At 46.1% G+C, this 24,321-nt stretch carries 11 protein-coding genes and 1 pseudogene; 4 read left to right on the forward strand and 8 right to left on the reverse strand.

The window, feature by feature from the left end; genetic code table 11:
• The 5 genes and pseudogenes from EXY25_RS18210 to bamJ all read right to left on the reverse strand — a co-directional run.
• Positions 1 to 202, reverse strand: a pseudogene (locus EXY25_RS18210) (4-hydroxy-tetrahydrodipicolinate reductase); the annotation flags it as partial.
• A 380-nt stretch (positions 203 to 582) separates the two neighbouring features.
• Positions 583 to 1,296 (reverse strand): hypothetical protein, encoded by a 714-nt coding sequence (locus EXY25_RS18215; RefSeq protein WP_130567924.1) that lies wholly within the window; start codon positions 1,294 to 1,296, stop codon positions 583 to 585.
• A 4-nt stretch (positions 1,297 to 1,300) separates the two neighbouring features.
• Positions 1,301 to 11,152, reverse strand: coding sequence for an RHS repeat-associated core domain-containing protein (locus tag EXY25_RS18220; protein ID WP_165419417.1), 9,852 nt, complete (start codon positions 11,150 to 11,152; stop codon positions 1,301 to 1,303).
• Positions 11,153 to 12,492: 1,340 nt separating this feature from the next.
• Entirely contained in the window at positions 12,493 to 16,605 is a 4,113-nt protein-coding gene (pulA, locus tag EXY25_RS18225) for a pullulanase-type alpha-1,6-glucosidase (protein WP_130567926.1), read from the reverse strand.
• A 252-nt stretch (positions 16,606 to 16,857) separates the two neighbouring features.
• Entirely contained in the window at positions 16,858 to 17,481 is a 624-nt protein-coding gene (bamJ, locus tag EXY25_RS18230; protein ID WP_130567927.1) for a BamJ family beta-barrel-assembly machinery protein, read from the reverse strand.
• Positions 17,482 to 17,552: 71 nt separating this feature from the next.
• Here bamJ and EXY25_RS18235 point away from each other — a divergent pair, with 71 nt between their 5' ends.
• The 4 genes from EXY25_RS18235 (at position 17,553) to EXY25_RS18250 (ending at position 21,303) form a co-directional block, all read left to right on the forward strand.
• Positions 17,553 to 18,902 carry a Na+/H+ antiporter NhaC family protein gene (locus EXY25_RS18235; protein ID WP_130567939.1) on the forward strand — a complete coding sequence of 450 codons (1,350 nt, stop codon included), beginning with the start codon at positions 17,553 to 17,555 and terminating at the stop codon, positions 18,900 to 18,902.
• A 95-nt stretch (positions 18,903 to 18,997) separates the two neighbouring features.
• Positions 18,998 to 19,594, forward strand: coding sequence for an acyl carrier protein phosphodiesterase (locus tag EXY25_RS18240; RefSeq protein WP_130567928.1), 597 nt, complete (start codon positions 18,998 to 19,000; stop codon positions 19,592 to 19,594).
• Positions 19,595 to 19,726: 132 nt separating this feature from the next.
• Positions 19,727 to 20,173 (forward strand): DoxX family protein, encoded by a 447-nt coding sequence (locus EXY25_RS18245; RefSeq protein ID WP_130567929.1) that lies wholly within the window; start codon positions 19,727 to 19,729, stop codon positions 20,171 to 20,173.
• 113 nt (positions 20,174 to 20,286) lie between these two features.
• Positions 20,287 to 21,303, forward strand: a complete 1,017-nt coding sequence (locus tag EXY25_RS18250; RefSeq protein WP_130567930.1) for a glutathione S-transferase family protein — start codon at positions 20,287 to 20,289, stop codon at positions 21,301 to 21,303.
• Between the two features lie 21 nt (positions 21,304 to 21,324).
• On the opposite strand, the gene fghA is transcribed toward EXY25_RS18250, so the two are convergent.
• From fghA to EXY25_RS18265, 3 genes are all read right to left on the reverse strand, one after another.
• A complete protein-coding gene (gene fghA / locus EXY25_RS18255; RefSeq protein WP_130567931.1) occupies positions 21,325 to 22,185 on the reverse strand; it encodes an S-formylglutathione hydrolase in 861 nt (286 codons plus the stop codon).
• Between the two features lie 81 nt (positions 22,186 to 22,266).
• Complete coding sequence (locus tag EXY25_RS18260) at positions 22,267 to 22,935, reverse strand: DUF4386 domain-containing protein (protein ID WP_130567932.1); 669 nt, start codon at positions 22,933 to 22,935, stop codon at positions 22,267 to 22,269.
• Positions 22,936 to 23,156: 221 nt separating this feature from the next.
• Complete coding sequence (locus tag EXY25_RS18265; RefSeq protein WP_130567933.1) at positions 23,157 to 23,888, reverse strand: carbonic anhydrase; 732 nt, start codon at positions 23,886 to 23,888, stop codon at positions 23,157 to 23,159.
• Positions 23,889 to 24,321 lie beyond the last annotated feature (433 nt).

Below are 24,321 nucleotides of genomic sequence, written 5' to 3' on the forward strand. Positions count from 1 at the left end.
GACCTTCCAGTCCGCCAGAGATCTCAACTCCCAGTTTACCTACGCCAGCAAACTCACCGAGATCAGCGCCAATCAAGCTGCTACCTGGACGTTCAAAGCCCGCAACTAACTCAACAGCTTCGCTGTCAAAAGCGACATTTAGCAGGTTCTTTCCCATGCGACCGGCACAGCCGGCGATGGCAACTCGGATAGTGTCTGACATCGGGTTACTCTAAATGGTTATGCAATTTAGGTGCGTACTATACCGTTTAGCAACGTTTTGGCTAAAGGATTGTAGCTATGGCTTTGCTAAGCAATATGAGGGAATGAAGCCTGCATCAATTCAGGTGAACGTCCTTCACAAAGACGCCGGATATATGTCCGCAAACCGATCTTCCTGAAAGCGACCTTGCAATATCCGGGGCGTCCATATATGTCCCGTTATAACCCTGACTTAGCGGTTATTATCATATGAAATCACGTATAGGCGTATACTGGTGGCTTTTAAATGAAGCTTTTCGTCGATTAGCCTTACTAGACCAAGTCAACCTTCAGCCTGCCCCATTGAACAGAATATAAATATGAGCAGTATATTTCTCTCTATTAATTTACAAGTGAAACATTTTTAATCACGATATTACCACCCAGATAAAAGTCAAATATTATACTCCATAATTCTGAATCAATTTCAACCATCAATTCATACTCAGGGCTATTCTCTCTCCCACCCTCATCATAACTTAATGATGAAAAAATAATTTTACTTAAGTCAGAAGTAATCACCTTCCTTATTTCAATAAGGTTAGACGGTGTTTTAAGTAAAAAACTTGACTCTTGAGAAGATTCTTCTCTAAGATCATAATCAATAATATCCTTCCAGTTGTTCAATAAAATAAAAAATAATCCGGGAGTAATATTATCAACCTGAATGAATCCCACATCACCTTGAAACTTACATGTCGCTGCATCTGAGCACATGTAGAGACTCTTAGTTTTGATATAAAGCATATCCATTGGCGGTAAAAGCCCTAAAAATATGTCCCCGTCATTGACCTCAGGAAAAACCCTAATCAAGTAATAGTATTTAATACCATACTCATTATTTACCTTAGAAGAATAAAAATATCCTTTCTCACCTTTTTTTGAATGACATACCATAACCGAGTCGGCATCAGAAATTTTATCGTATATATTTTCTACGATATCAGACAATTCATTTTCACTTTCAGAGTGAAAATCACATTTATCAGAATTAATATCGGCACTCACACCACAACTGAGCAAAAGCATAAGTGCAAAATAAATATATTTGAACATGAAATTACCTATATGCATCAACGAGGCGTCTCAGATCATCTGTAACAGGAACGCTATTTCGATTTATATCATAACTCATGACACTGCCCGTTTTGTTTTCTTGATGTTGTAGACCTAACATATGACCCATTTCATGAACAGCTGTTTCAGAAGAGTAACTAACATTACTACTATATAGATGTATCGTTCTCTTATAGGTCGTATAATCAGCTACCAAAACCGACACTGTCGTTTTTGTTAGCGTATATTTTCCGTTAAAATCTTTATTACTCCCCCCCCCCTTTAATTGAAAGGTAGGTTCCTCGCCAGCACCAGCCACCCTTATAGTTAAATTAGTTTCATACACACCATCACTTTGATTAACCCCTTGAAACTCCTTAATAGAATTAATACACATATAAGCACTAACATGTTCACACCCTACAAGAATGTCCCCACGCAATGAATTCCCATGAACTTTTAAGTTTAACCCATCATCTACTTTTACGTCATTTGATGGATTTTTTGGTTCTTTCCCGCTCCCACCCTTGAGTACTTGATTCTCAAACGAAAGTTCATTTGATTTCGACGCATTAAATTCGCCATAGCTTGTTCCAATTCGTGTGGGACCATCAGCTTTATTAAAATAACCTTCGACACTAGAGGCCAAATAACTCATCGCAATCGACTTGGCCCAGCCCTTAGCCACCCCAGTTATCGTCGCACCAAGCACTGCCCCGCCAGCGCCGGCAGACCAAGCATCATAGGCATTCATTATTGCTGACACTGATTGCAAAATGCCTTGCGCCATACCAAAGTAGCTATAGGCGGCCATGAAGCCAGTAATAGCACTTCCTAGTGCACCACCGATCACATTAGCCGCTATATACTTAATGGCCATTGCGATAACCATTTGGGCTATATAACCACTCGGATCTGTCGCGTTAAGCGGGTTATTAAATACATAACTATAGCGATTTAAACTCTGGGTATTATTTGGCGCCTGCACATGAGGATCTGCACTAAGAAAGCGTCCTAAACGTGCATCATAAACCCGGCCATTCATGTGGATCAGGCCAACACCATCGATATGTTCGTGGCCGGTATACCCTCGGGTGGTGATGTTAGAGCTAAATTCACGGATCCGGCTTAACATGGTGAGCTGATCCAACGGATCAGCCCAGTTACTGGCTCGACGAGCCCCCCAGACATCGTAACTTAAACGCTCAACCACACTGCCTGCTGCATCGGTGATTAAATCGATACTGCCTAAGTGGTCGCCATGAAGGTAGTGAGTCTCATAGATTGGTGATACACCATCGAAATAGCGGGTGATAACGGCCTCGCCATCAATATACCGCTTAGTGGTATAACCAGGCGCGTCGCTGGTTTGGATCATCTCAACGTTGCCGATGTAGTAGGTCACTGTAAGCTTATCGCCCTCACGGTCGAACCGCTTGAAGCGACTATCACCTATTCCATATTGAAACTCTGCAATGTAATCCCCTTTACTAATACGGTAGGGTTTATCAAACGAGGTGTATTCAATGGTGCGACCATCACCTGTCAGCATATTGCCGTTGTTGTCATAGGTGAATAAACTATCAACCCCGGCCTGGTCACCGGTATCCCCAGTAATACGGGAAACAGCATGTGGCTTGCCAGCTTCGTAGTAGTAGTCTCCCACCCCTGACTTATAGGTAATATTACCAAGAGTATCGTACTGGTAACTAAGGCTATCCTGACCCGCAATGGTGGAGCTAGTAACACGGTTTAAACCATCATAAGTGAAGCTTTCATTGAGGTTTTTCCATTGGTCGTTACGAAAATCCAAATTACCCAGCTGATCCCACTGGTAGGTAATCGCTTGCTTTGTACTTGAGATAGATTCTGCTAAGCCTGTTTCTTGGTAAAAAGACTTGTGAGTAACAATCCCGTTGCCATGTTCGAATTCGGTAATATTACCGTATGCATCGGCTTCATTGGCTTGCCATATCAAGTTACCCGAACTGAGGTCAGCTACTGCATACTTGTAACCACGTGGATTATAAAAGTAACGGATACTTTGACCAGAAGCGTCCATGACATCTCGAGCACGTCCAACGGTGTCAAACTCTGTTTCTGTGTATACCGCATTCTTACCTAACATTTCTGTAAAGTTAGGTAGCTTGTGTTTGACTCTGTAAGGCCGGCCTAAGCTGTCATAACTAAACGTTTGGTAGTGTGTGCTAGCCTCCACACCTTCGTAAGTATTGGCAACCCATTGGATGTTAACCTGCCCTTTACCCGTGCCAGACGTTCGGAAGCTTGCATAGTACTTTTGAACTTGATATCCATTCTGTTTGGTTCCCTTGTATCGATACTTAGAATGAACTTGTCCATCTGCACGATAGAAAATACGTGTTTCATCACCGTTGCCATCGATGGTTGCTTTTATCCGTCCTAATTGGTCATAGGTGTAAGTCCATACGCCCTTGTCTGGATCGGTCATGCTGATCTTACGACCCAATCGATCGTAATCAATGTATGTAATGTTATTCTGGCCGTCTTCTAACTCTTTCAGGTTGCCTGCAGCGTCATAGCGATAAAACACATTAGCATCGGTAACATCAACTGCTGCGTCGGTCACTGAAATCAGTTCACCCATCGCGTTTTTACTCTCGGAGTGTGATAACCCTGCAGGGTTGGTCAACGTCTCCGTGAAATCATCGTACTCGTATGTCCACAATCCATCATCTGGTTTGGTCATGGTACTGACACGATTTAACTCATCAAAGGTCATGCTGGTCCACAAAGGGGTATGACCATCTAAATACGGCTGCGACTGTTGCTCTAAACGTCCTTTATCGTCATAGACAAAGTCTGTATTAATCCAATCTCCAGCATTGAAGCCCATGGTGCTTTCACGCCGCTTACGCCCGAATCCATCGAAGAACACTTTAGTAACTGGCGCGCCAGCAGTTTCAGTGATCTCGACATACACAGCGTCACTTGGACAATCGCTACTGACTACTCCAGCAGGATGCACGTCAGCACACCATTGATACGCCTTGCGGACTTGACCACCATCTGGCGAATCAGCTCCTTCAGCGCGACCTAAAGTACCGTAATAGAGTTGAGTGAAGTTATCATTAATATCGCCAATGCTTTGCGGTCCGCCAATGGCTAAATGCCACGGTGTATAAAGATTCCTAGCTACATAGCCATTAGCGTCAGTGGAGGTCTCGACATAGCGGCCTGTACTTTCATAGCTCGTAGAACTAACCGCTTGCGGTATGTTTTGGCCATCAACGGTAACGCTATCTACGTTACCAAAACTGTCTCTGGTGTATGTGGTCGTGAGGGTGTAGTCAATATCATCCGGCTCTACAATCTCTTCGACGAGCAGACCAAGCGCATCATAACGATAGCCGTTGGTGCGAGTTACCGGCACCTCGGCCGTTCGAGAAAGTGTAATTTCACTGCGGGTTTTCCGCCCTCCAAAATGAGTGTCGTTATCAAACAGATCTACGGTCTGTTTGCTAGCCGTCACGTCATTGATATGATCTTTTAACTGCTCAGTTACATCCACTATGTGTCCAAAATAGTCGACCTCGTTGACAGTTATCACTTTTGTGGTCAAATCTGTGCCATCAAGATCATAGCTATATTCTGTACTGCTATTGGCGTAAATGAATTGACTGAGTCCATCATGAGTGGGGTGGGACATATAAGTACTGTAGCTTTCACCCAGTAGTTGAGATGAACGCTGCTCAATATTGTATTCATGACAATAATACTCGCCAGTGGTCCCCATCTGACGGCAGTCTTCATTTTTATGCCAGGTTACTTCGACTAGTTCGGTGCGCGACTCAATCAAAGAGCCAACAAACGGATAATCTTGTCGGTAGATACTTGTTTGCTGGATCCCTGTTGTCAGGTTATGAATAGTCAGTTTTTCAAAGCCAAGAGCTCCCCTGCCGACTTGCATTCGTCCATTTTCATAACGATAAGTGTTAACTACTTCGCCCCGTTCAAATGAACTAACGACATGCATAGGGTAGGTGATATCCATGACCATGGTGCCACTGCCCCAGGCCGTAGTATCTTGGTGGCCATCAGCGCCTTCTATATTGGTATAGGCTCGTTGATATACGGTGGAATCGGTCAATGGACGATAATTAATTTCACTGGTAACGCCAAACCCATCAGTGACATCTGAAATTCGTTTTACCGGGCGATCAACACGCAGATTAAAGCCGAGATCACCATCAAAACTCACGTAGTCGGCAAAGCCATCACCATTGGCATCAGCAAAGAACGATTGTTGATAATTATGGACCTCCAACGGAAGTTGAACTGGGTCAGCAAAGTTCTGACCATCAAAAGCCATCAACCACCAGCTGCGAGGATACTTCGATAGGCAAATACCTAACTCTCTACCTGCTCCATCACAGTCTTCTGCAGCAGTATCAACACCGGCATAAACCAGATCTGTATAACCATCAAGATTCAAATCAACGAGGTGGGAAATATTATTATCAGAGTTCACTTCTGGTATTAAAACTATAGGTTCCAGTGACTTACCATTGTTGTATTGGTAAGCGAACTGCCCCTCACTCTGAGCTTGGCTTTGAGAATAGAAAACGTCGGTATAGCCATCACTATTCAGGTCTGTCAGCCGGATGTCAGAGATGTCATCAGTTGCACCCAAGTTGGCATACTCATAGAACTGCCCTAACGCCCCCGAGGTGAAAATACGCCAATCTTCGCGCACATTCTGGCATTGACTATATGAGCCATCGGTACAAGTATATTCTGTGACTTTCAAAATCAAGTCTGCCAGACCGTTGCCATCGAAGTCTGAAACACGGGTATTTTTATCCGGTTCTTTAGTTTCGACTTCATATTTGTGATAGCTGCCGCCGGTAAATGGCGTAAAGTTAATATGTACAGTCGTCGCTTCGCTGTCTAGCTCTTCAAAATCAAGCAATCGGCGTATAGCAAAGTCATCATTCTCTTTATAAAACAGGTCTGCGAATCCATCGCCGTCAAAATCAGCAATAACAGGAGGCTTACGGTAATCAATAGCAATATCTGTGACGACAACACTGTCTGGATCATAATTATCGTTTTCTGCTAGGACATACGACCAATAGCCTTGACCATCAATTTTGCGAATAAATAGAATGTCCTGGGCATTATCCCCGTTGATATCTATTAATTGCCAGGTTCCACGCAAATCTTTGTCTGCAAAGTCTTTTAAGCGATCTTGGGGCGTAAAACGATCGCCTTCAGCCAACATTACCCGAACATGGTCACTAGAATCATTGCGTTCATTTTGAATAACGACAAGATCTAGTTTGCCATCACCATTTACATCTCCAGGCTTGAAACCTTTAAAGCGATTGTCAGAATAAACCTTAATGTTGTCCCACTGACCAAAGTATTTAGTCGGGTCAAGACTACCAAGCTCCCACTTAAAAGTGGTTGGTGGCAAGCAGCCATCGTCGTTACACACATCCACTCGGTTGAGCACCCCCTGCAGAGTGTCATAATCGAACGAATATTCACGTAATAGGTGTCCGTCAGAGCGGCTGACAACACGATCAAGAGTCTTCGTCAGCCCTGTTGTCTCACCATTGATAAACCCAACCTGCGGCTTAAGTGCGCCCTCTCGATAGAATATCTCGATCTCGCTTTGCGGTGACAATCCAGTATTCTGGTTGGCGGTATAACTCACTTTTGATAAGTGGTATTCCAACGATTCAGATTCTTGCTTGTAGTGGTATTGGATGTAATTTCCAGAAGAATCAACGTGCTTTTGTAACGCCCACAAGAAAGTCTTACCGCTAACAGGGGCTACGATATTAGCATCATCAATACCATAATAAGCGGTAGAACCATCGGTATGACGCACTTGGAATGAAGCAGGGTTACCAAGCTCCCCACCGATGGAAGTCACCTCTACAAACGAATCAATCGCCGTATAATAGTTAACACCAACAGCGCCATAGTTATCCTCGCTGGTCACCAATCGCATGCCATTTAGACAGAAACGATCTTCACTAGTAAAACGAATACCGCGAGACTTCCCATCAAGCGCTTGATTTTTGGGACAGCGAGTAATGGCTGCGGCGCCTGACAAAGAGAAACCACGCCCCATCGAACCATCTTGCCCATTGCTGTTATAACTAATAGCAAGTGCAGGAAGTAACCCGTTAATACCGCCAGATGTCACAATCGGCATGCTATAGCTGTATGAACCGTCTGGGTTTACCTGTTCTTTCGCTGGTATAGAACCAACAACAAGCGCTGACGATGAATAGTTTCCAACAGTTGGCCCTGCATACTCTGTGGGCAAATCAGTCTCATTAGGCAAAACAACATTCACGTTTATTGGGGCACTAAACTGACTGCATATGTCATGATCACACGCCGCAATTCGATACTGATAACTGGCTGACATATCTTGTTCAATCGACAAACTTATATCGGATGACTTTAAGCTATGCCTTTGCAGCACGACATCGTCCTGGCGCTCTTCCAAAATGATAGAAGTGACATATTCATCACTCACCTCATTCCACGAAACGGTATAACGCCCCAAGTCTGGTGTTGTCGCACTTAAACCTTGTGGAATAACTGGCTGTTTTCGATGTACAAATTTCGATGAAATATGGGATAAACCACAAGTGCCAAACTCATTACAAGCAAGGACTTCAAAACGATAATTGCCATACCCAGTGCCAGCAAAATAATCAAAATACTCCAAAGCGCCGGTATAAACAGGCAGAGGGTCCTTAACGTAGTTGAATTCAACATATACTTTATAGCTAAGCTCACCGTTGAACGCAGGCCCAGTCCAAGTAACACGGATATCTTCAGGCTGAGCAGGTTCATGATATACATCGACAGAATCAACTCGATTAGGTGTACCAATCACCTTAAAGGCATTGCCTGTGCGATACTCGCTGCAACTATCAAGTGACGGTCCATGGCAAGCTTTCACTCTAAATAAATAATCACCTGCAAATGGCGTATTCAACCGGTAACTTGTGGTGCTAGGTTCGCTAAGCAGTTCAACCCATTGATCATCGTTAATTGAAACTTCGAGGACATACTGACCATCTTCCAACATGTCAGGAGAAGCATTCCAACTAACATTAAATCCTTCATCAGATACCGTGCCAACAGGTGTCGTTACTGAGCCTGTTAAGGTAGGTTTTCTAGCAACCCAGAAAAAACCAGTTTCACTGAAGTTACAAGGAATATCGGAAAGCGCATTACATGCACCAATTTTTGCAGTGTACTTACCTGAATTGAGACTCGTAACAGTCGCAGATATAAGTGGTGAAGGTCCGCCATCACCATCCACATCAGTTATGGTCTTTGCCAACCAAGGCTCGCCTCCTTCCTCTTGTAGCCATACTTCAAAATACTTAGCTCCTTGCTGAATTAGCCAACTAAATTTCGCTCTGCCATCAGAGTTATTTCCAGATGGCGTGACCTGTATTGATGGCTTATTGGGCGTCGCTGGGCGCTGGACGATGATGGCTGTTGACGGCTCACTATAAACAGTGCCAAACGCATTTCGACTTTGGATGCGATAACGGTAGGAACCCGATGGACGGTCTTTTACTTCATACAAAGTCCGATTAGTGGGATAATAGATAAAGTTCCAATCGCCGTTATTCACACTTTCTTCAATGAGGTAATTGCGCGCCTTCGTACCAGAATTCCAGCTGATTTCGAAGGTGCCATCGATCACGGGCTCAGAGGGTAACTGATCGAACGTAACCGCTCCAGGACCAGAAAGCGTCCATGACGTTGTATAATTATCAGAACAACCTGAGCTATTACATGCCGCGACACGGAAGGTATGAGGGGCTTGCTCTTGGACAGGGATAGTAATAGTCGTACCATAATAGGGTTTGATGTATTTATCCCAACCAGCCGATCCAACTTTCAACTCAATATCATATGCTTCCGCATTCTCGGACCGGTTCCATTCAACTTCGATACTGTCTGAAATATCTTTTTCAGCTGGCAAAGTGAATCCACCGGGTGCATTAGGCTTTGTGAATACCTTCGTTATGGAGCCTGTACCAAACGGACCACAGCCAAAGTAATTGCAGCCTTGAACCCTGTAAGCATAGTTTTTGGTCTCCCGACCGGTGACTTTAAACTTCTGTTCTGAATCATTATAAATAGCTACCCAGTCACCGCCTGACGCCTCCGACAACTTATAAGTTCTTGCTTGAGCTACATCAGACCAAGTCACAGTAAATTCACCAGAGAAGTTATCCACAGGTGAACTTGTGCTCGTAGTTTCGATTGGTGGCTGCAAGAGTGTTGAATAGGTCCACGTTGCGCTGCAACCAGAGGTATTACAAGCTCTTACGCGATACTTATATGTACCCTCTTCTGGGGCTGTGGTTGTTTGAACTAAAGTGTCGCTATATACCGGGACGTATATTCCGCTGTTTTTGCTTTCCTCTAACTCATAGTGCGTTGCTGTCAATGATTCTGACCAGCTAATCTCGATAACATCAATGACATCCCCTGATTCTGGCACATCTAACGAGGCGGGCGCTGGCGGCGGTAACAACACTTCAATAGGATCAGATATGCGATATTCACTACAACCAGTACTTCCACCCGCGTAAATTTGGCAACCTTTCGCCCTGAATACGTATGTGCCGTTATCTCGTCCTGCCACCGGGTAGCTGGTGCTACTGCTAGCACTCAGCCTAGGGATCCAATCTCCTCCATCTTTTTGTTCATCTAAATAGTAGCGGTAGTAACCGGTTTGAAGCTTAATCGTAAAATCACCATCGATATTCATCGATGCGGGGAACTCAATAAAAGTAGGGGCTACTGGCGGTAAGTGGACTTTAACAGTTAAAACGGAGCTTTCAGGACCACAACCAAAGTTATTACATGCACTCACTTTATAGCTATGGTTACCGGAAGACTTCCATTTCTCCTCTTTGCTTAAATTAGTTGTCGCAGGAAAAGCATGCCATTCAGCGCCCGAGGTGGTACTCAACACATAGCTGGTTGCTTGCGCGACCTCCTTCCAGGTGATGGTGTATTCACCATCCAAATCCTCTACAGGACCGGTAGGCTTATTAGCCCCCCCTGGTGCACTCAATACCGCTGAATATGTCCAGCTTGCACTGCAGCCTGATGCATTACATGCTGCCACTCGGTACCGATAAGTTGCATTTCTACGATCGGTGAAACTCTCAGAGAGATCGTCACCACGATATACTTCTATGTAACCACCGGTATTTACGCGCTCTTCCAGCACATACGAAGTCGCAGTCGCAGCTGAAGCCCAACTAACAGCATAGCTGCCATTAGTGACATCCCCTGATTCTGGCACATCTAACGAGGCGGGCGCTGACGGTGGTAACAACACATTGAAAACCCCTGACGAACGCCAATCACTACAATTAGAACTTCCACCGGCAAGTAACTCACAGCCTCTCACCTGATACTGGTAAGTACCGTTGGGACGATCTGAAGTAGAAAAGGAGCGTGAAGCACTGGCCGTGAGTTTAGATACCCAAGGGCCATTGTTGTATTTTTCCTCTAAATAATAGCGGTAGTAACCGGTTTGAAGCTTGATGGTAAAGTCACCATCGATATCGGTTTGAGTAGGAAAGTTTTCAAATAGGGGAGCATCAATTGGTAAAACAACTTCAACTTCCTTCGACTCACTATAATTGCTGCAACCAAAATTATTACAAGATCTAACCCTATACCCATATACACCGGTGGGTTTTCCACTGACTGACTCACTCGTTAGTGCGTCACTAGAAATGGTTACCCAACCACCGTCCTCACCTTCCTGAAGTTCATATGTCCGATGGCCACTCTGAACAGGCATTGTCCATGCGACGATATAAGAACCATCACTATCAATTGAGGGGAGCGAAGAAATATAGGGTGTCGCAGGTTTTGAATAAGTAACGCCGGCGGTCCAATTACTGCAACCTGAACTATTGCAAGCCTGAACTTTATAGCTATACCTCGCATTACTCCGTCCAGTTAACTTACGTTCAGGAGCTGAACCCGTATAAACGGTGATAAATGTCTCGCCATCTTTACTTTCTTGAAGGTTGTAACTTGAAGCCGATGTTACGGGCGGCCAAGTTAATGTATAAGTTCCACCCGAGATATCCTGTGTGGGAGGCCCATCGATAGTGCTAGGCGCTGCAGGGGGGCGTAAAACGGAAAACGGGTCGGGTACTTTCCACTCACTACAAGCGGTACCATTTGACTGATAAGAACAGCCTTTTGCCCTGTATTCATATATACCATTAGGGCGGGAGCTAAAATTAATAGTCCTAGTGCTCGTATAATTGAGTTTTGTTACCCAACCACCATTATTATATCTCTCTTCTAAAAGGTATACCGAACAACACGAGCCCAATGTAACGGTATATGTCCCATCGTCATCAGTTGACTTAGGAATCGAAGTAAAAACAGGTGGATTTAACACTTTTAGTGTGAACGCAGCGGACTCTGTTTCATCACTGCAATTGCTGTCCAGGCAAGCTTTTATTTTATACTTGTATGTACCTGCTGGCTTTTTTGAGAAGTCATAAGAACGCGCGCTACCAGTATATATGTGGCTATATGAATTATTATTAACCGACTGATATAGTGAGTATTTGTTTGCTCCAGCCGAAGCGTTCCAGCTTACTGTATAGTCGGCACTATAATATGTACCACTAGGTAAAGAAGAAAAAGTTGGCTTAGGGACCAACACCTTAATCGTATCTTTCTTAGGAACACAGCCGCCATGACCATTACATACCAATATTTGATACTCATATGTACCAGCAGGCTTCTTTAAGAACTTCTTGGAACCAGCTCCGCCTGAGCCACTATCTATCTGGATGCCATTTTCAGTTAAACGATAATATTCAGCATTACTTGACGACCAAGATACCGTGTAATCACCCGTCACGGATGATTCAGGAACGCTGAGGCTCAAATTAGTGGGTGGTCCGTAAGCAAAAGCATTAGCAGATACAAGATAAAAAACTACGATTAGAAGGATACTGCGGCACTTCATCCTTAAAGCCTATAAATAGATCCAATTTGGTTAAATTGTATCCTCCAAAAAACAAATTGGCAACAATGTGCTAATAAAACATTAACTTAAATCATAAAAAAACCGGCGCCCTAAGCGCCGGTTTTTATCGTTACGAATGTCAGCTGTTATTCACCAGCAACTTCACACATGCTAAACGTACCTTGAACAGCTTGAGCACTCAAATCTGCACCGTCATTAAATACTACAGTGTAGTTATAAGTACCGCCTTCTGTTGCCAAAGTCGTATTGTTATTTGGCAAGTTAATACCTTCCAAATTAACGGCACCGGTGAGGTCGTAAACGATATCAGAACGAACATCGGTTACTGCAGCATTAGTCGCAGTAATATTGAACTGGGTATTCCAGTCAGCATCACCGCGCATTTTAAAGCCGTCCGCGCCCATGATAGCCACATCAGTCAGCTGAAGCTGATACGTGTTGCTTCCCTTATAGCTGAACTCATAGTCAGCGTTGTAATCCCAGTTAGATAGGTTACCGATAAGTGCGATCTTAGTATCACCTAAAGGTCCTACTTCAGCAGAATCAGCGAGTACTTCACATGACTCAACAGCTTCAGCTGTAACAGTTAGCATTGGCGCATCGAGGTTCGAGAAGTCAGCAACAAAAGTTACTATTGAGTTGTCAGCCAACGTCAGACTTAGGTTGGTCTGGCTTCCGGCAGCAATAGCAATTGGAGTACCAAGTGTTACCGTGCCATCTTCACCAGCCGCACCGTAATTAACGTCAGTCCAAGTCGCATCAGCTACTTTAAAGCCATACGTACCCGCCTCCAGCGTCACAACGGTCAGATAACGGCCATTGGTGTCGAAAGTCAGTTGGTCGGTAGTGTCCCAACCATTCATATCACCACGCAGGAATACAGCCGTGTTGCCAAATGGAGGGATCTGACTCAGATCTTTGTTGTCTTCATTGACAGCCCAGCCTGCACCTTGTGCGCCATCCTGAGGAAGAACAAATACAGCAGGAGTATAAGCCGATACAGTTACAGCATTACCGTCAACAGTTGAGGTATATAGCGTGTTGTAATCTGCAGAACCTGCCAGTGCAGGATGCAGCTCCCAGTTGCCTGCGCCTAACGTGAAGGTTTGTTCTTCTGGAGCACCGTTGTATACAACGACAACTGCATCGTTATTGGCATCCAGATCTTCTCCAGCAGAGATACCATCATCGATCGACATCACAATTAGGTGCAACTTGTGGTCGTCACCAACATTGCGGAAATCGATACGACTCTTGATCTGCGCAGCATTCAATGCAAACAGTGGAGTGCTTCCACGAACAGCTAAGAAGTCAAAGAACAACTCTGTTGCGGCAGCGATATGTTCTACCTGTGGCTCAGCAGCTGGATCTGCAATGATTTCCTGGATCAACGGCCAGTTATCAACATCGCGATTTTCCAATGGCAAACCAACATTCCAACGAGAAGTCATCCCAGTGAAGTCAACTTCATTGTACCAGTCACCTGAATCATAGCTGTCACGAGACATTGACTTAGAGCGTAAGAACTCTACACCCATATGGATGAACGGCACACTCTGGCTAAGCAGAGGCATGCTTACACCCAAACCATGCATTCTCAGACGGTTCTCAGTGGTCTCACCTTCAGCAATTTTATACTGGTTAAAGTCCCAGAAAGTCTGGTTATCATGCTTAGAGATGTAACTAACCAGCTCTTCAGGTGCATCCACATAGCCAGATGGTGATGAACCGTAAAGAACGTCCTGACCGCGTGAAGTGTTACCTTCGTAGTCAACTAGAATAAAGTCGCGTAGGCCACCCGCTAGTTCAACACGGATCTGGTCACTACGCTGCTCCAAATCAACCAATGTTGCATCAGAAGCTGGGAAGTCTTCGTTTTGAGCTGTGTGTAAACCACTTGCCCAACCTTGAGCTGAACGATGGTTTTCGGTGTTGAAACGACCACCGCGTACGGCATCACGCATACGGTCTGAGAATGAACCAATACCAGTACCCGCTAAATTTTCTTGAGTTGCTTGCACAAAGCGAGCATCGTTGGCAACTTCACCGAAGTTCCAGCCTTCGCCGTAGAAGTAGTTATCTTCATCAACCGCAAGAACGGCAGCCAGTGAGTCTTCCATAGCAGCCAAAGGCTGGTGACCCATCAAGTCGAAACGGAACGCGTCGATCTTGTATTCATCAGCCCAAACAACCAATGTGTCCTTCATCAACTTGGCCATCATGGTGTATTCAGTGGCAGTATTATCACAACAGGTAGACTGTTCAACCGCACCGCTTTCTGCATTTCGGCGGTGGTAATAACCAGGTACTAAGCGGTCCAAAACGGAGCGAGTTGTAATGCCTGATGCGTTGGTATGGTTATAAACAACATCCATCGTTACACGCAGGCCCATGCCGTGCAAAGCTTGAACCATTTCACGGAACTCTTTAACACGAGTAACACCTTCAGGATTTGAAGAGTAGCTACCTTCAGGCGCACCATAATGGTAAGGGTCGTAACCCCAGTTAAAGCTGTCGTATTGAGCCATATCAGTAACGATCTGCTCAGCACAAGCAGTTGCAGGGTCACATGCTGCCAATACATCCTTAATAACATCAGCATCGTCAGCGTTACCACAGATACGGGCGTTAGCATTGACCCGACAAAGGTCACCGATGGTGTCAGTAATATCTACACGATTTGCAACATCTTCATCTACTGTAGCAATGTCGAACGCAGGCATCAGATGGAAGTGAGTCAACCCTGCTTCAGCAAGTTTTGCTAGGTGCAGCATAGGGTCAGAGCCAGCTTCCGTAAACGCGCCATATCTGCCGCGGTTCTCAGCTGATGTTGTTTCATCCAGAGCACTGAAATCACGAATATGAGCTTCGTAAATTACGATGTGATCTGAGGTAGGAACAGTATGTTCAGCCCAACCATCAGGGGTAACTTCTTCTGAATCGAAGTCAAGAACCTGTGAATACAAACTGTTAGTCGACAGACTCCATGAATACGGGTCTGTTACTTCGTAGTTTTCAATTGCATCACTAATGTGGTGGTAAACCGTCACATCATAACGATAGAAAGTGCCAGAAGGTGCATCGGCCTCTGCAATCCAGATACCTGTACCGCCATCTTCGATCATCTGAATTGGAGAACCTTCCATTTCAGTTTTATCTGCATTGTAAAGACGTACATGGACATTCTGTGCGGTAGGAGCCCAAAGGTTAAAGCTAGTTCCACTATCACCAATCACTGCACCTAATGTGGCAGAATTAGCACCACCTTCACCGTCTGCGTATAACGCATCCAATACGCCAGGCGTCTGAACCATGGTTGCACCAACAACATCACCATTGGCGTTCTTAGCAACGGCGACCAGCTGGCCTTTCAATGCAGCTTTAGCATCCAAAGTATCAGGAACAGCCCACGCTGTTAGACCTGAAATATGAGGAAATTTAGCAGCAGCGCCTTCTGATAGCTCACCAGAAGTTAATGCAACCTCTGTCACGTTACCAGAGATAACGCCTTCTTCATTTAAATCGAATGATGCGTCAGCAGATGTATACAGGCTTACCGACTCAGCAACATCCCCGGCACTCCAAAGCAGGGTAGCACCTTCAACCCAGTGAGCAGCAAAACCGCTGACTTCAACAGCGTTCATGATCTCCAGAGCATTTACACGGGAATCGTATAAATCTGCTGAGTTACGAATCATGGTCACAGTACGATCAGGGAAATCAGCAAAAACAACACGACCATCACTGCCAGTAATATTCTGAATTGAATCATCGATGTTCTGACGAACGATGAAATGAATACAACCTTCCTCAGAGCCTAAATCCAACACCCAATATGGGCCATGTTCATCTTCGCCATCGGGGATGCGACTCTCGTCGTCCCAACCGCTAGAAACTTCGCTATCAGCAAGTGCATCACAAGACACACCATCACCGATACCGCCACTGGTGCCTTGCCATGCATACATTGAATATGCTTGGTAAGGGCTATCGTCTGCGATAGCTGTAGACTGCTGAGTTGGATCAAGCAGATAGATAACGGTTTCATTTGCGCCTGCAGTGACAGGTTCTTCACCCGCTACCGGAGGGTCAATACACATGTCGCCTGCTTCATTAATGATTTCAGGCGGAGTACACACCAAATCATCATCATCATCGTCGTCAGAGCAACCAACTACCATGGTCGCTGCAAGCAGCGGCATCATGTAAATAGCTAGCTTATTTTTTTTAAGCTCCATAGCCTTTCCTTTGTGTTTTTAGTTTTGTGTTTTTAATGTCGCGTTTTTGTGTTTATGGCGTTTCGTGTGTTCACGAAATCATTTTTTTAAACTCAAAATGTCGAACGTTAGACACAATGAGGGGATAATCCGCAGCGATTCTAAAGACAAAGGAAGGGGTGCGACTGTGATCTATTCCGCGAAATGGGGGAGGAAGCAGAGACGAACAGAGGCGATTGTGATCGCCCCTGCAAAAGTTAAAAAAAAGATCTATTACGCCAAGATATCAAGCAATTCGACATCAAAAATCAGCGTTTGATAAGGCCCAATCGCCCCGCCAGCACCGCGTTCGCCATATGCAAGATCATAAGGCACATATAAACGCCACTTACTGCCCACAGGCATCATCTGTAACGCTTCAGTCCAACCACGGATCACACCACCAACAGGGAATTCTGCCGGTTCGCCACGTTGGTAAGATGAATCGAACACATCACCAGTGATTAAAGTGCCGTGATAATGTGTACGTACAGTGCTGCTAGCCGTTGGCTTCTCGCCATCACCGGCTTCAAGCACTTCATACTGCAGACCAGATTCAGTGACAGTGACTTCATCACGCTTGGCATTCTCTGTGAGGAAGTTTTCACCTTCAGAGATAGCGCCCTGATGTTGCGCTTGTGCCTGGGCCTGCATCTGCTCCTGGATCACGCGAAAAGCCGCTTCCATCTCTTCGTCAGTCACAACGCTGGCTTCACCAGCAAAGGCCGAACGGATGCCATCAACCACGGCGTCCAGATCCATTCCTTCGAAAGGGTTTTGCTTCAGTTGTTCACCTAAATTGCGTCCCACACCGTAGCTGGCAGTGATTTGAGGCGTAGAATATGTCGCTTCTGACATCGGAGTTTCCTTATCGTTTGAAAGCGGTAATGCTAACATCTGCTGATACTAAGCCCAAAGCCTTCTATGAAATGACATTAATAGATAATCAGATCCGCCCAAATGCATCCGCCCTTTTGCCCATACTGCTATTCCTAGTCACTTTTATTGGCACAGGTATTTACTATCAAACTCAAGGGGTTGACTACGCTTTCTACCAGTTACCCAGCCCAGTAGCCGTGTTACCTGCGTTGCTTTTGGCGATAGTGATGCACAAAGAGGGTCTCAATCGAGCCATCGATACGTTTCTGAATGGCGCCGGCCACAGCAATATCATGGCGATGTGTTTCATCTATCTATTAGCGGGGGCATTCGCCACCGTCGCCAAGGCTACCGGTGGTGTCGATGCCACTGTCAATCTGGGCCTCACAGTGATCCCCAGCAGCTTTATTCTGCCGGGAATATTTTTAATCAGTGCATTTATCGCCACAGCCATGGGAACCTCGATGGGAACCATTGGTGCCGTTGCACCCATCGCGTTAGGTATTGCCGAAGCAGCGGGCATAGATAAGGCACTGATGGCAGGCGTGGTACTCAGTGGTGCCATGTTTGGTGACAACCTTTCGATTATCTCTGACACCACCATCGCAGCCACGCGTACTCAGGGTTGTGAAATGAAGGACAAGTTTCGCGAAAACATCTTTATCGCCGCACCGGCTGCGCTGATCGTTATTGTGCTGTTTTTCTTCCTACAAACGCCCGCTCCAACGCCAGACGCCGGGCATATTGAGTGGTTTAAAGTCCTGCCTTATCTCACTATCTTGGTATTAGCAGTCTTAGGTATGAATGTCTTTCTCGTACTCGCAATCGGACTGATCCTCGCTGGTGGCGTTGGCTTGGTGCAAGTACCGGATTACAGCATGAGCCAGTACACCAAAGATATCTATGCTGGCTTCGGCAGTATGCAGGAGATCTTTATTCTCTCCATCATGATCGGTGGCTTAGGTGCCATGGTAAAAGCCCAAGGTGGACTGGCTTGGATGGGACTGCAGATAGAAAAACTGATCGCGCTGTTTAGTCGTTCACACACAGAAGAAGCTAACGAACGCGCCGCAGAGCTAGGCATTGCTGGCATCGCTACACTGACCAATACCTGCACCGCGAACAACACGGTTTCGATTATCGTCAGCGGCGACCTGGCCAAAGAGCTAGCAGAGAAGCATGAAGTGACCCCCAAGCGCAGCGCCAGTTTATTAGATATCTTTGCCTGTGTTTGCCAAGGATTGCTGCCCTACGGTGCCCAAGCACTGCTGCTGGGTTCTATCTTCCTGATATCGCCGATAGAAGTGAGTGCACACAGTTACTACGTGATGATACTGGCTGTCACTGGCATTGCCGCAGTATTTATCAAACACCAGCTGAGACAAAATGCCAAACGCTAGTGTTTATCAGCTGGCCTAATGCTCATCAGCGGTGTAAGCGCTAAACTTGAGCGAGTGTGCTCATGGATCAGGCCGATGAATAACGGTGACACAGCATGAATTTTCTTGCTCACCTGCATATTGCTGACGTCACCAACACCTCTGCGGTGGGTGCCATGATGGGCGACTTCATTAAAGGCGACCAGTGGCGCACGCTGCCACAAGCTCAGCGGATAGGCGTACTATTGCATCGTCAGGTCGATAGCTTTACCGATAGCCACCCTGACGTGATCCAGGCGCGGCAACTATTTAAACTGACCCGTCAACGCTATACCGGCATATTGATCGATATGTTGTTTGATCACCTGCTCGCCAAGCAATGGCATAAGTTCCACCCCAGCTCCCTCACTCAGTTCAGCCAACAACAATACCGCCAGCTAACCGCCACCGAGCCCCATTGGCCAGAAAAGATGATTGATGTTTGTCGCCGTATGGCTGAAACCGATTGGCTCTGCAGCTACCAAACGCCAGGAACCATCAAACTCGCCTTACACAAGATAGGATTGCGAATGCGCGTTGACGCCCCATTTGCCGCGAGTTATCAAGAATGGCAACAGGTACAAGCTGAACTAACAATGCTGTTCGACAGTTTTTACGGTGACCTACTGCTTCAGCTACCGGCCTTACAGCGCAATGTTCTGCAGAGATCGTAGAGCAACTCCCTGAACAGGGATTTCAGACATCCATTCTATTTGTTGGGATAATAAAGCCGATTTATTGCGTTTTTATACCCATTTTATTAAACGTACTATCTGTTCAAGCCAAATAGATGACTGGAGCAAAACATGATACGTACACTTTTTAAACTGACTAACGAAAGACAACTCGCCCTCGCCCTGTTGATGCTTCGCGTCCCCACGGGCATCATTTTTATCGCCCACGGCGGACAAAAGCTATTCGGCCTATTTGGCGGCTATGGCATCACCGGCACAGGTCAGTGGATGGAGTCGATTGGGCTAGGCCCCGGTGCCCTCATGGCGTTCCTGGCCGGTAGTGCAGAGTTTTTCGGTGGCATTGCATTGCTGGTCGGTTTGCTCACCCGTCCGGCAGCGGCCGTTTTAAGTATAACGATGCTTGTCGCTATCTTCGCCGTGCACATCCAACATGGCCTGTTTATGAGTAATAACGGCTACGAGTTTGGTTTGGCTCTGCTCACCCTATCTGCTGCACTGATGTTCAGTGGTGCAGGAAAACTATCGGTCGATGCACTGATCAGCAAACGCCTTAGCTAAAACAACAAACCAAGATAGCTAGAGATAATTCAATGTCGAGATAGTGCAGTAACGTGGGCAACCATTAGATCAACTCCGTCAGCCTGCACTCACTCGTTAACGAGGATAAGAAAATGGGATTGCTACAAGATGGCCGCTGGGTTGACCAGTGGTACGACACCAAACAGAGCGACGGTAAATTTGTCAGAGATAACTCAAAGTTCCGCCACTGGGTGACGGAGGATGGCAGTGCAGGATCATCGGGTGATGCAGGGTTTAAAGCTGAAAGCGGCCGCTATCACCTTTACGTTTCCCTTGCCTGCCCATGGGCACACCGCACATTGATATTTCGGGCGCTGAAAGGGTTGAAACCACATATTTCAGTCACCATTGTTGAGCCACACATGTTGGAAAACGGTTGGGAGTTCTACCAGCCAGGCAGTGCCCTGTTTAACGGCCATCATATTGCAGGGGCAGATCAGGATACCGTCAACGATAAACAGTTTCTCTATCAGATCTATCAACTGGCCGATGCAAAAGCCAATGGTCGTGTCACTGTCCCTGTACTTTGGGACAAGCAGCGCCAAACCATCGTCAGCAATGAATCCGCCGAGATCATCCGTATGTTCAACTCGGCGTTCAATAACATCACTGGCAATCAGCTAGATCTGTACCCAGAGCAGTTAAGGGAAGCTATCGACCAGACCAACGCCTGGATCTACGACACCATCAACAACGGTGTCTACAAAGCCGGTTTTGCCACTAGCCAACCAGCCTATGAAGAGGCGTTTAATACGCTGTTTTCAGCACTGGACAAAGTAGAGCTGCGGTTAAAAAAACAAAACTACCTGACCGGTGAGAAGATCACTGAAGCCGACTGGCGACTATTCACCACACTGATCCGCTTCGACGCTGTCTACGTGGGGCATTTCAAAACCAATCTAAGACGCATCGAAGACTACCCTAACCTCTCTAACTATCTGCGCGCCTTGTATCAAGTTCCCGGGATCAAAGAAACCGTCAACTTCGAGCATATCAAACAGCACTACTATTTCAGTCACGCCAGTATCAACCCAACGCGGGTGGTTCCTACTGGCCCAGCGCTAGATTATCTGCGGCCGCATAACCGCAGACCTAGCACACCAAATTAACCAGTAAACGGGCTGTTTGGGTTAATCCAGCAGCCCCAAATGCTCAGCATGAAAGTGCAGATGATCATCGATAAAACTGGCGATAAAAAAGTAACTATGATCGTAGCCTGGCTGCATTCGTACCTCAGCCGAATAACCCACCTTGTCTAACGGCTCATCCAGATTTTCCGTCAGTAATTGCTGATCTAAAAAATTATCGGCATCACCCTGATCAATTAGCAAGGGCGGATAGCCACTTGGATCACTGATCTGTGCCATCAGATAGCAACTGTCATAGCGCTGCCAGGTAGATTCATCGTCTCCCAGATAATGACTAAAAGCTTTGCGCCCCCAGGGGCACGCCATCGGATTAACGATAGGACTAAACGCTGAAACAGACTTAAAACGTTGCGGATAACGCAAGGCGATCATCATCGCTCCATGGCCACCCATAGAGTGCCCCGAAATAGACCAGCTATCCGTCACAGGCAACTCCGCTTTGACCAGCTCAGGTAACTCCTCCGTGATGTAATCAAACATCTGATAATGGCTCTGCCACGGCGCCTCTGTGGCGTTCAGGTAGAAACCAGCACCAAGGCCCAGGTCATAAGCACCGTCGGGGGCATCAGCAACATCTTCCCCTCTTGGACTGGTGTCAGGCACAACCAAGGCTAATCCAAGCTTGGCAGCCATCCGCATTGCACCGGATTTTTGCATGAAATTTTCATCAGTGCAGGTTAGGCCTGACAACCAGTAAAGCACAGGTACCGGATGGTCATCACTGGCTTGCGGCGGCAAAAAAACACCAAACACCATGTCACAGCGAAGTGTCGACGATGTGTGCCGTATCCGCAGATAACGCCCACCCATCGCCAACAGATCAGAAATCACTTCGTAACTCATTCAACGGTTCCTTATTGTGAGCCGTGCAGCCCATCGTAGCTGATGACAAATCACTGGCTGCTAGCCTAGCAGAGACTCGGCTTATTGGCCGCTTTTCAGCGTGAGCCCTTTCATCAAAATCCATAAAGCTAGCATCAGCTGACTGAGGGCTAAAGGCGCGATCAATGCAAAAACAATGGCTAAGCCAAACAGAGGCATAGCAACCGCCACAAGTTGAGCGCTCACCGCCAACATACCAAACACTGCCAACAGCCTTGGGATCATCCGCGAACGAAAAAGCAGCAGATACAGGAAGAACAACATAGTGCCGGACAACATGAGGCCGATGTAATGGGTCCAGTTACGGGTTGATGCCACCACGGTTTTAAACAATTCATACAATGGCTGCTGCTCAGGGCTAGCGGTGGTATAGGCTTCACTGTATGACACAAGGGACATCAGACTGATATTTTCCATCACCGATACGGTAAAACTGATCACAGATAACACAACAAACCAGCGCGTTAGAGTTGGCCATTGTGGTTTAGCCAAAGGATATAGGGTGATAGCCACCGCCAGTGTCAACATACCGGTAACAAGTCCAACCAACACCGCGAAGCCAATTTGCTGAAAATGCTGTGCGCCATTGACTAAAAATCCAGGCGTTCCAAAGAGCGGCGCAGTAAGAAAGAAGTTAACTAAAATCCCGCAAATAAGTTGCGCCAAAATCAACCCACCAATCCAACGATATCTGCCCTGTCGACTATCCATATATTCTGCTCCGTCTATGATGGTGACTATTTAGCGCAGTGACGCGTATTTTAATGCTCTAATTGAAACGCTTTGCCACCATAAGGCAAGGAATGGATGTGGTGAAATTGTTAAGCCATGTGTCGCAACAGCGGTTATGTAACACCAAAGAACAAAGGCGGAACAAAAAATGCGCCCAAAATATTGGACGCATCACTTGTTCATTACCAAAGCAGATCTGATTACTGCAGTACCTGACGAGCATTCAACGGCTGTACAGGTCGGTTATTGGGGTGACCCAAAGCATCAGCAAATGCCTTAATTTGCGGCATTGAAGCTTGCATTGGCTGCTTGATGACATACCAACGTACACCTTCTGAACAAGGAGGCGTCGTCAGGGAACCATTAAAGCGATAATAAGCACGCTCTTTCGGCAAAAGTTCATTCACACTGATGGGATGAGTCAGCGTATTCTTCTGCCCCTTTGTTTCGGGTAGCTGCTGCCACGCCTTCACGATCCCCTCATTATCACTTCCCTCTTTAAACATCACCGCTACCACGGCCAAGTGGCCGGCTTTATCTGCGTGCACTAAGTGGGCTTCCAGTGGGTATGATTCGCCATTAATATGGTTTTCGCTCGGCGCATGGAAATGGAACTGTTTTAACTCGAAACGCTGCCCTTCAATTTCCATAAAGCTGCCCGGCTTATAATTAACCTGAACCGTATGGCCATTGTTCAGGATCTCATACGCACCTTTTTGATATTGAAAGTTGATTGGCGCTAACTCAGCTTCTAAAAAGCCAGTCAGATTAACAGGTGACTGATTAACGCCACCACAAGCAGCATAGTCGCCAGAAAGTTGCGCCCAGTTTTCCGGTCCTGTGCTACCCGAATATCCCCACTCGTGACCACTACCAGCAACTGCCGCTGTTGAAAGCATCAGTAGTCCCGTTGATAACATTTTTATATTCATAAAATTCATCCTTAATGATTAGAAAAACACCGCTGAAAAAAAGTACCCAGTAAATATTCAGATAGCCAAGGTAAACAGCGACAGGGCGCAGGATTCTATGCCGCAAACACAAACGTAAAACTGCGCCAGATCATTCAGCCAGTGAAATCCGATAAAGTATAGATACATAGCGGCGTAAGAGTACTTTTAAGGACAATAAAAATGTACAAAGCAAGGCGCTAAATTAGGGCGAAACGGATGATGTTAAGTTCTAAAAACCCCTCACCCAACCCTTGTATCTGTCTTGGGTTACTGATTAGCTATCAGTAACCCACCAAGGCTCAGTGAGTATGTCCCTAACCCGAGTGCGTTGACACTGTGGGAGAGATGATGCCCTGAGTCTTTTTCTCTAACACTGGATGGTATCCAAGCGCCCGCTTAGCGGTGATGCTGC

Source organism: Corallincola spongiicola (genome assembly GCF_004284785.1).
Classification (GTDB): domain Bacteria; phylum Pseudomonadota; class Gammaproteobacteria; order Enterobacterales; family Neiellaceae; genus Corallincola; species Corallincola holothuriorum.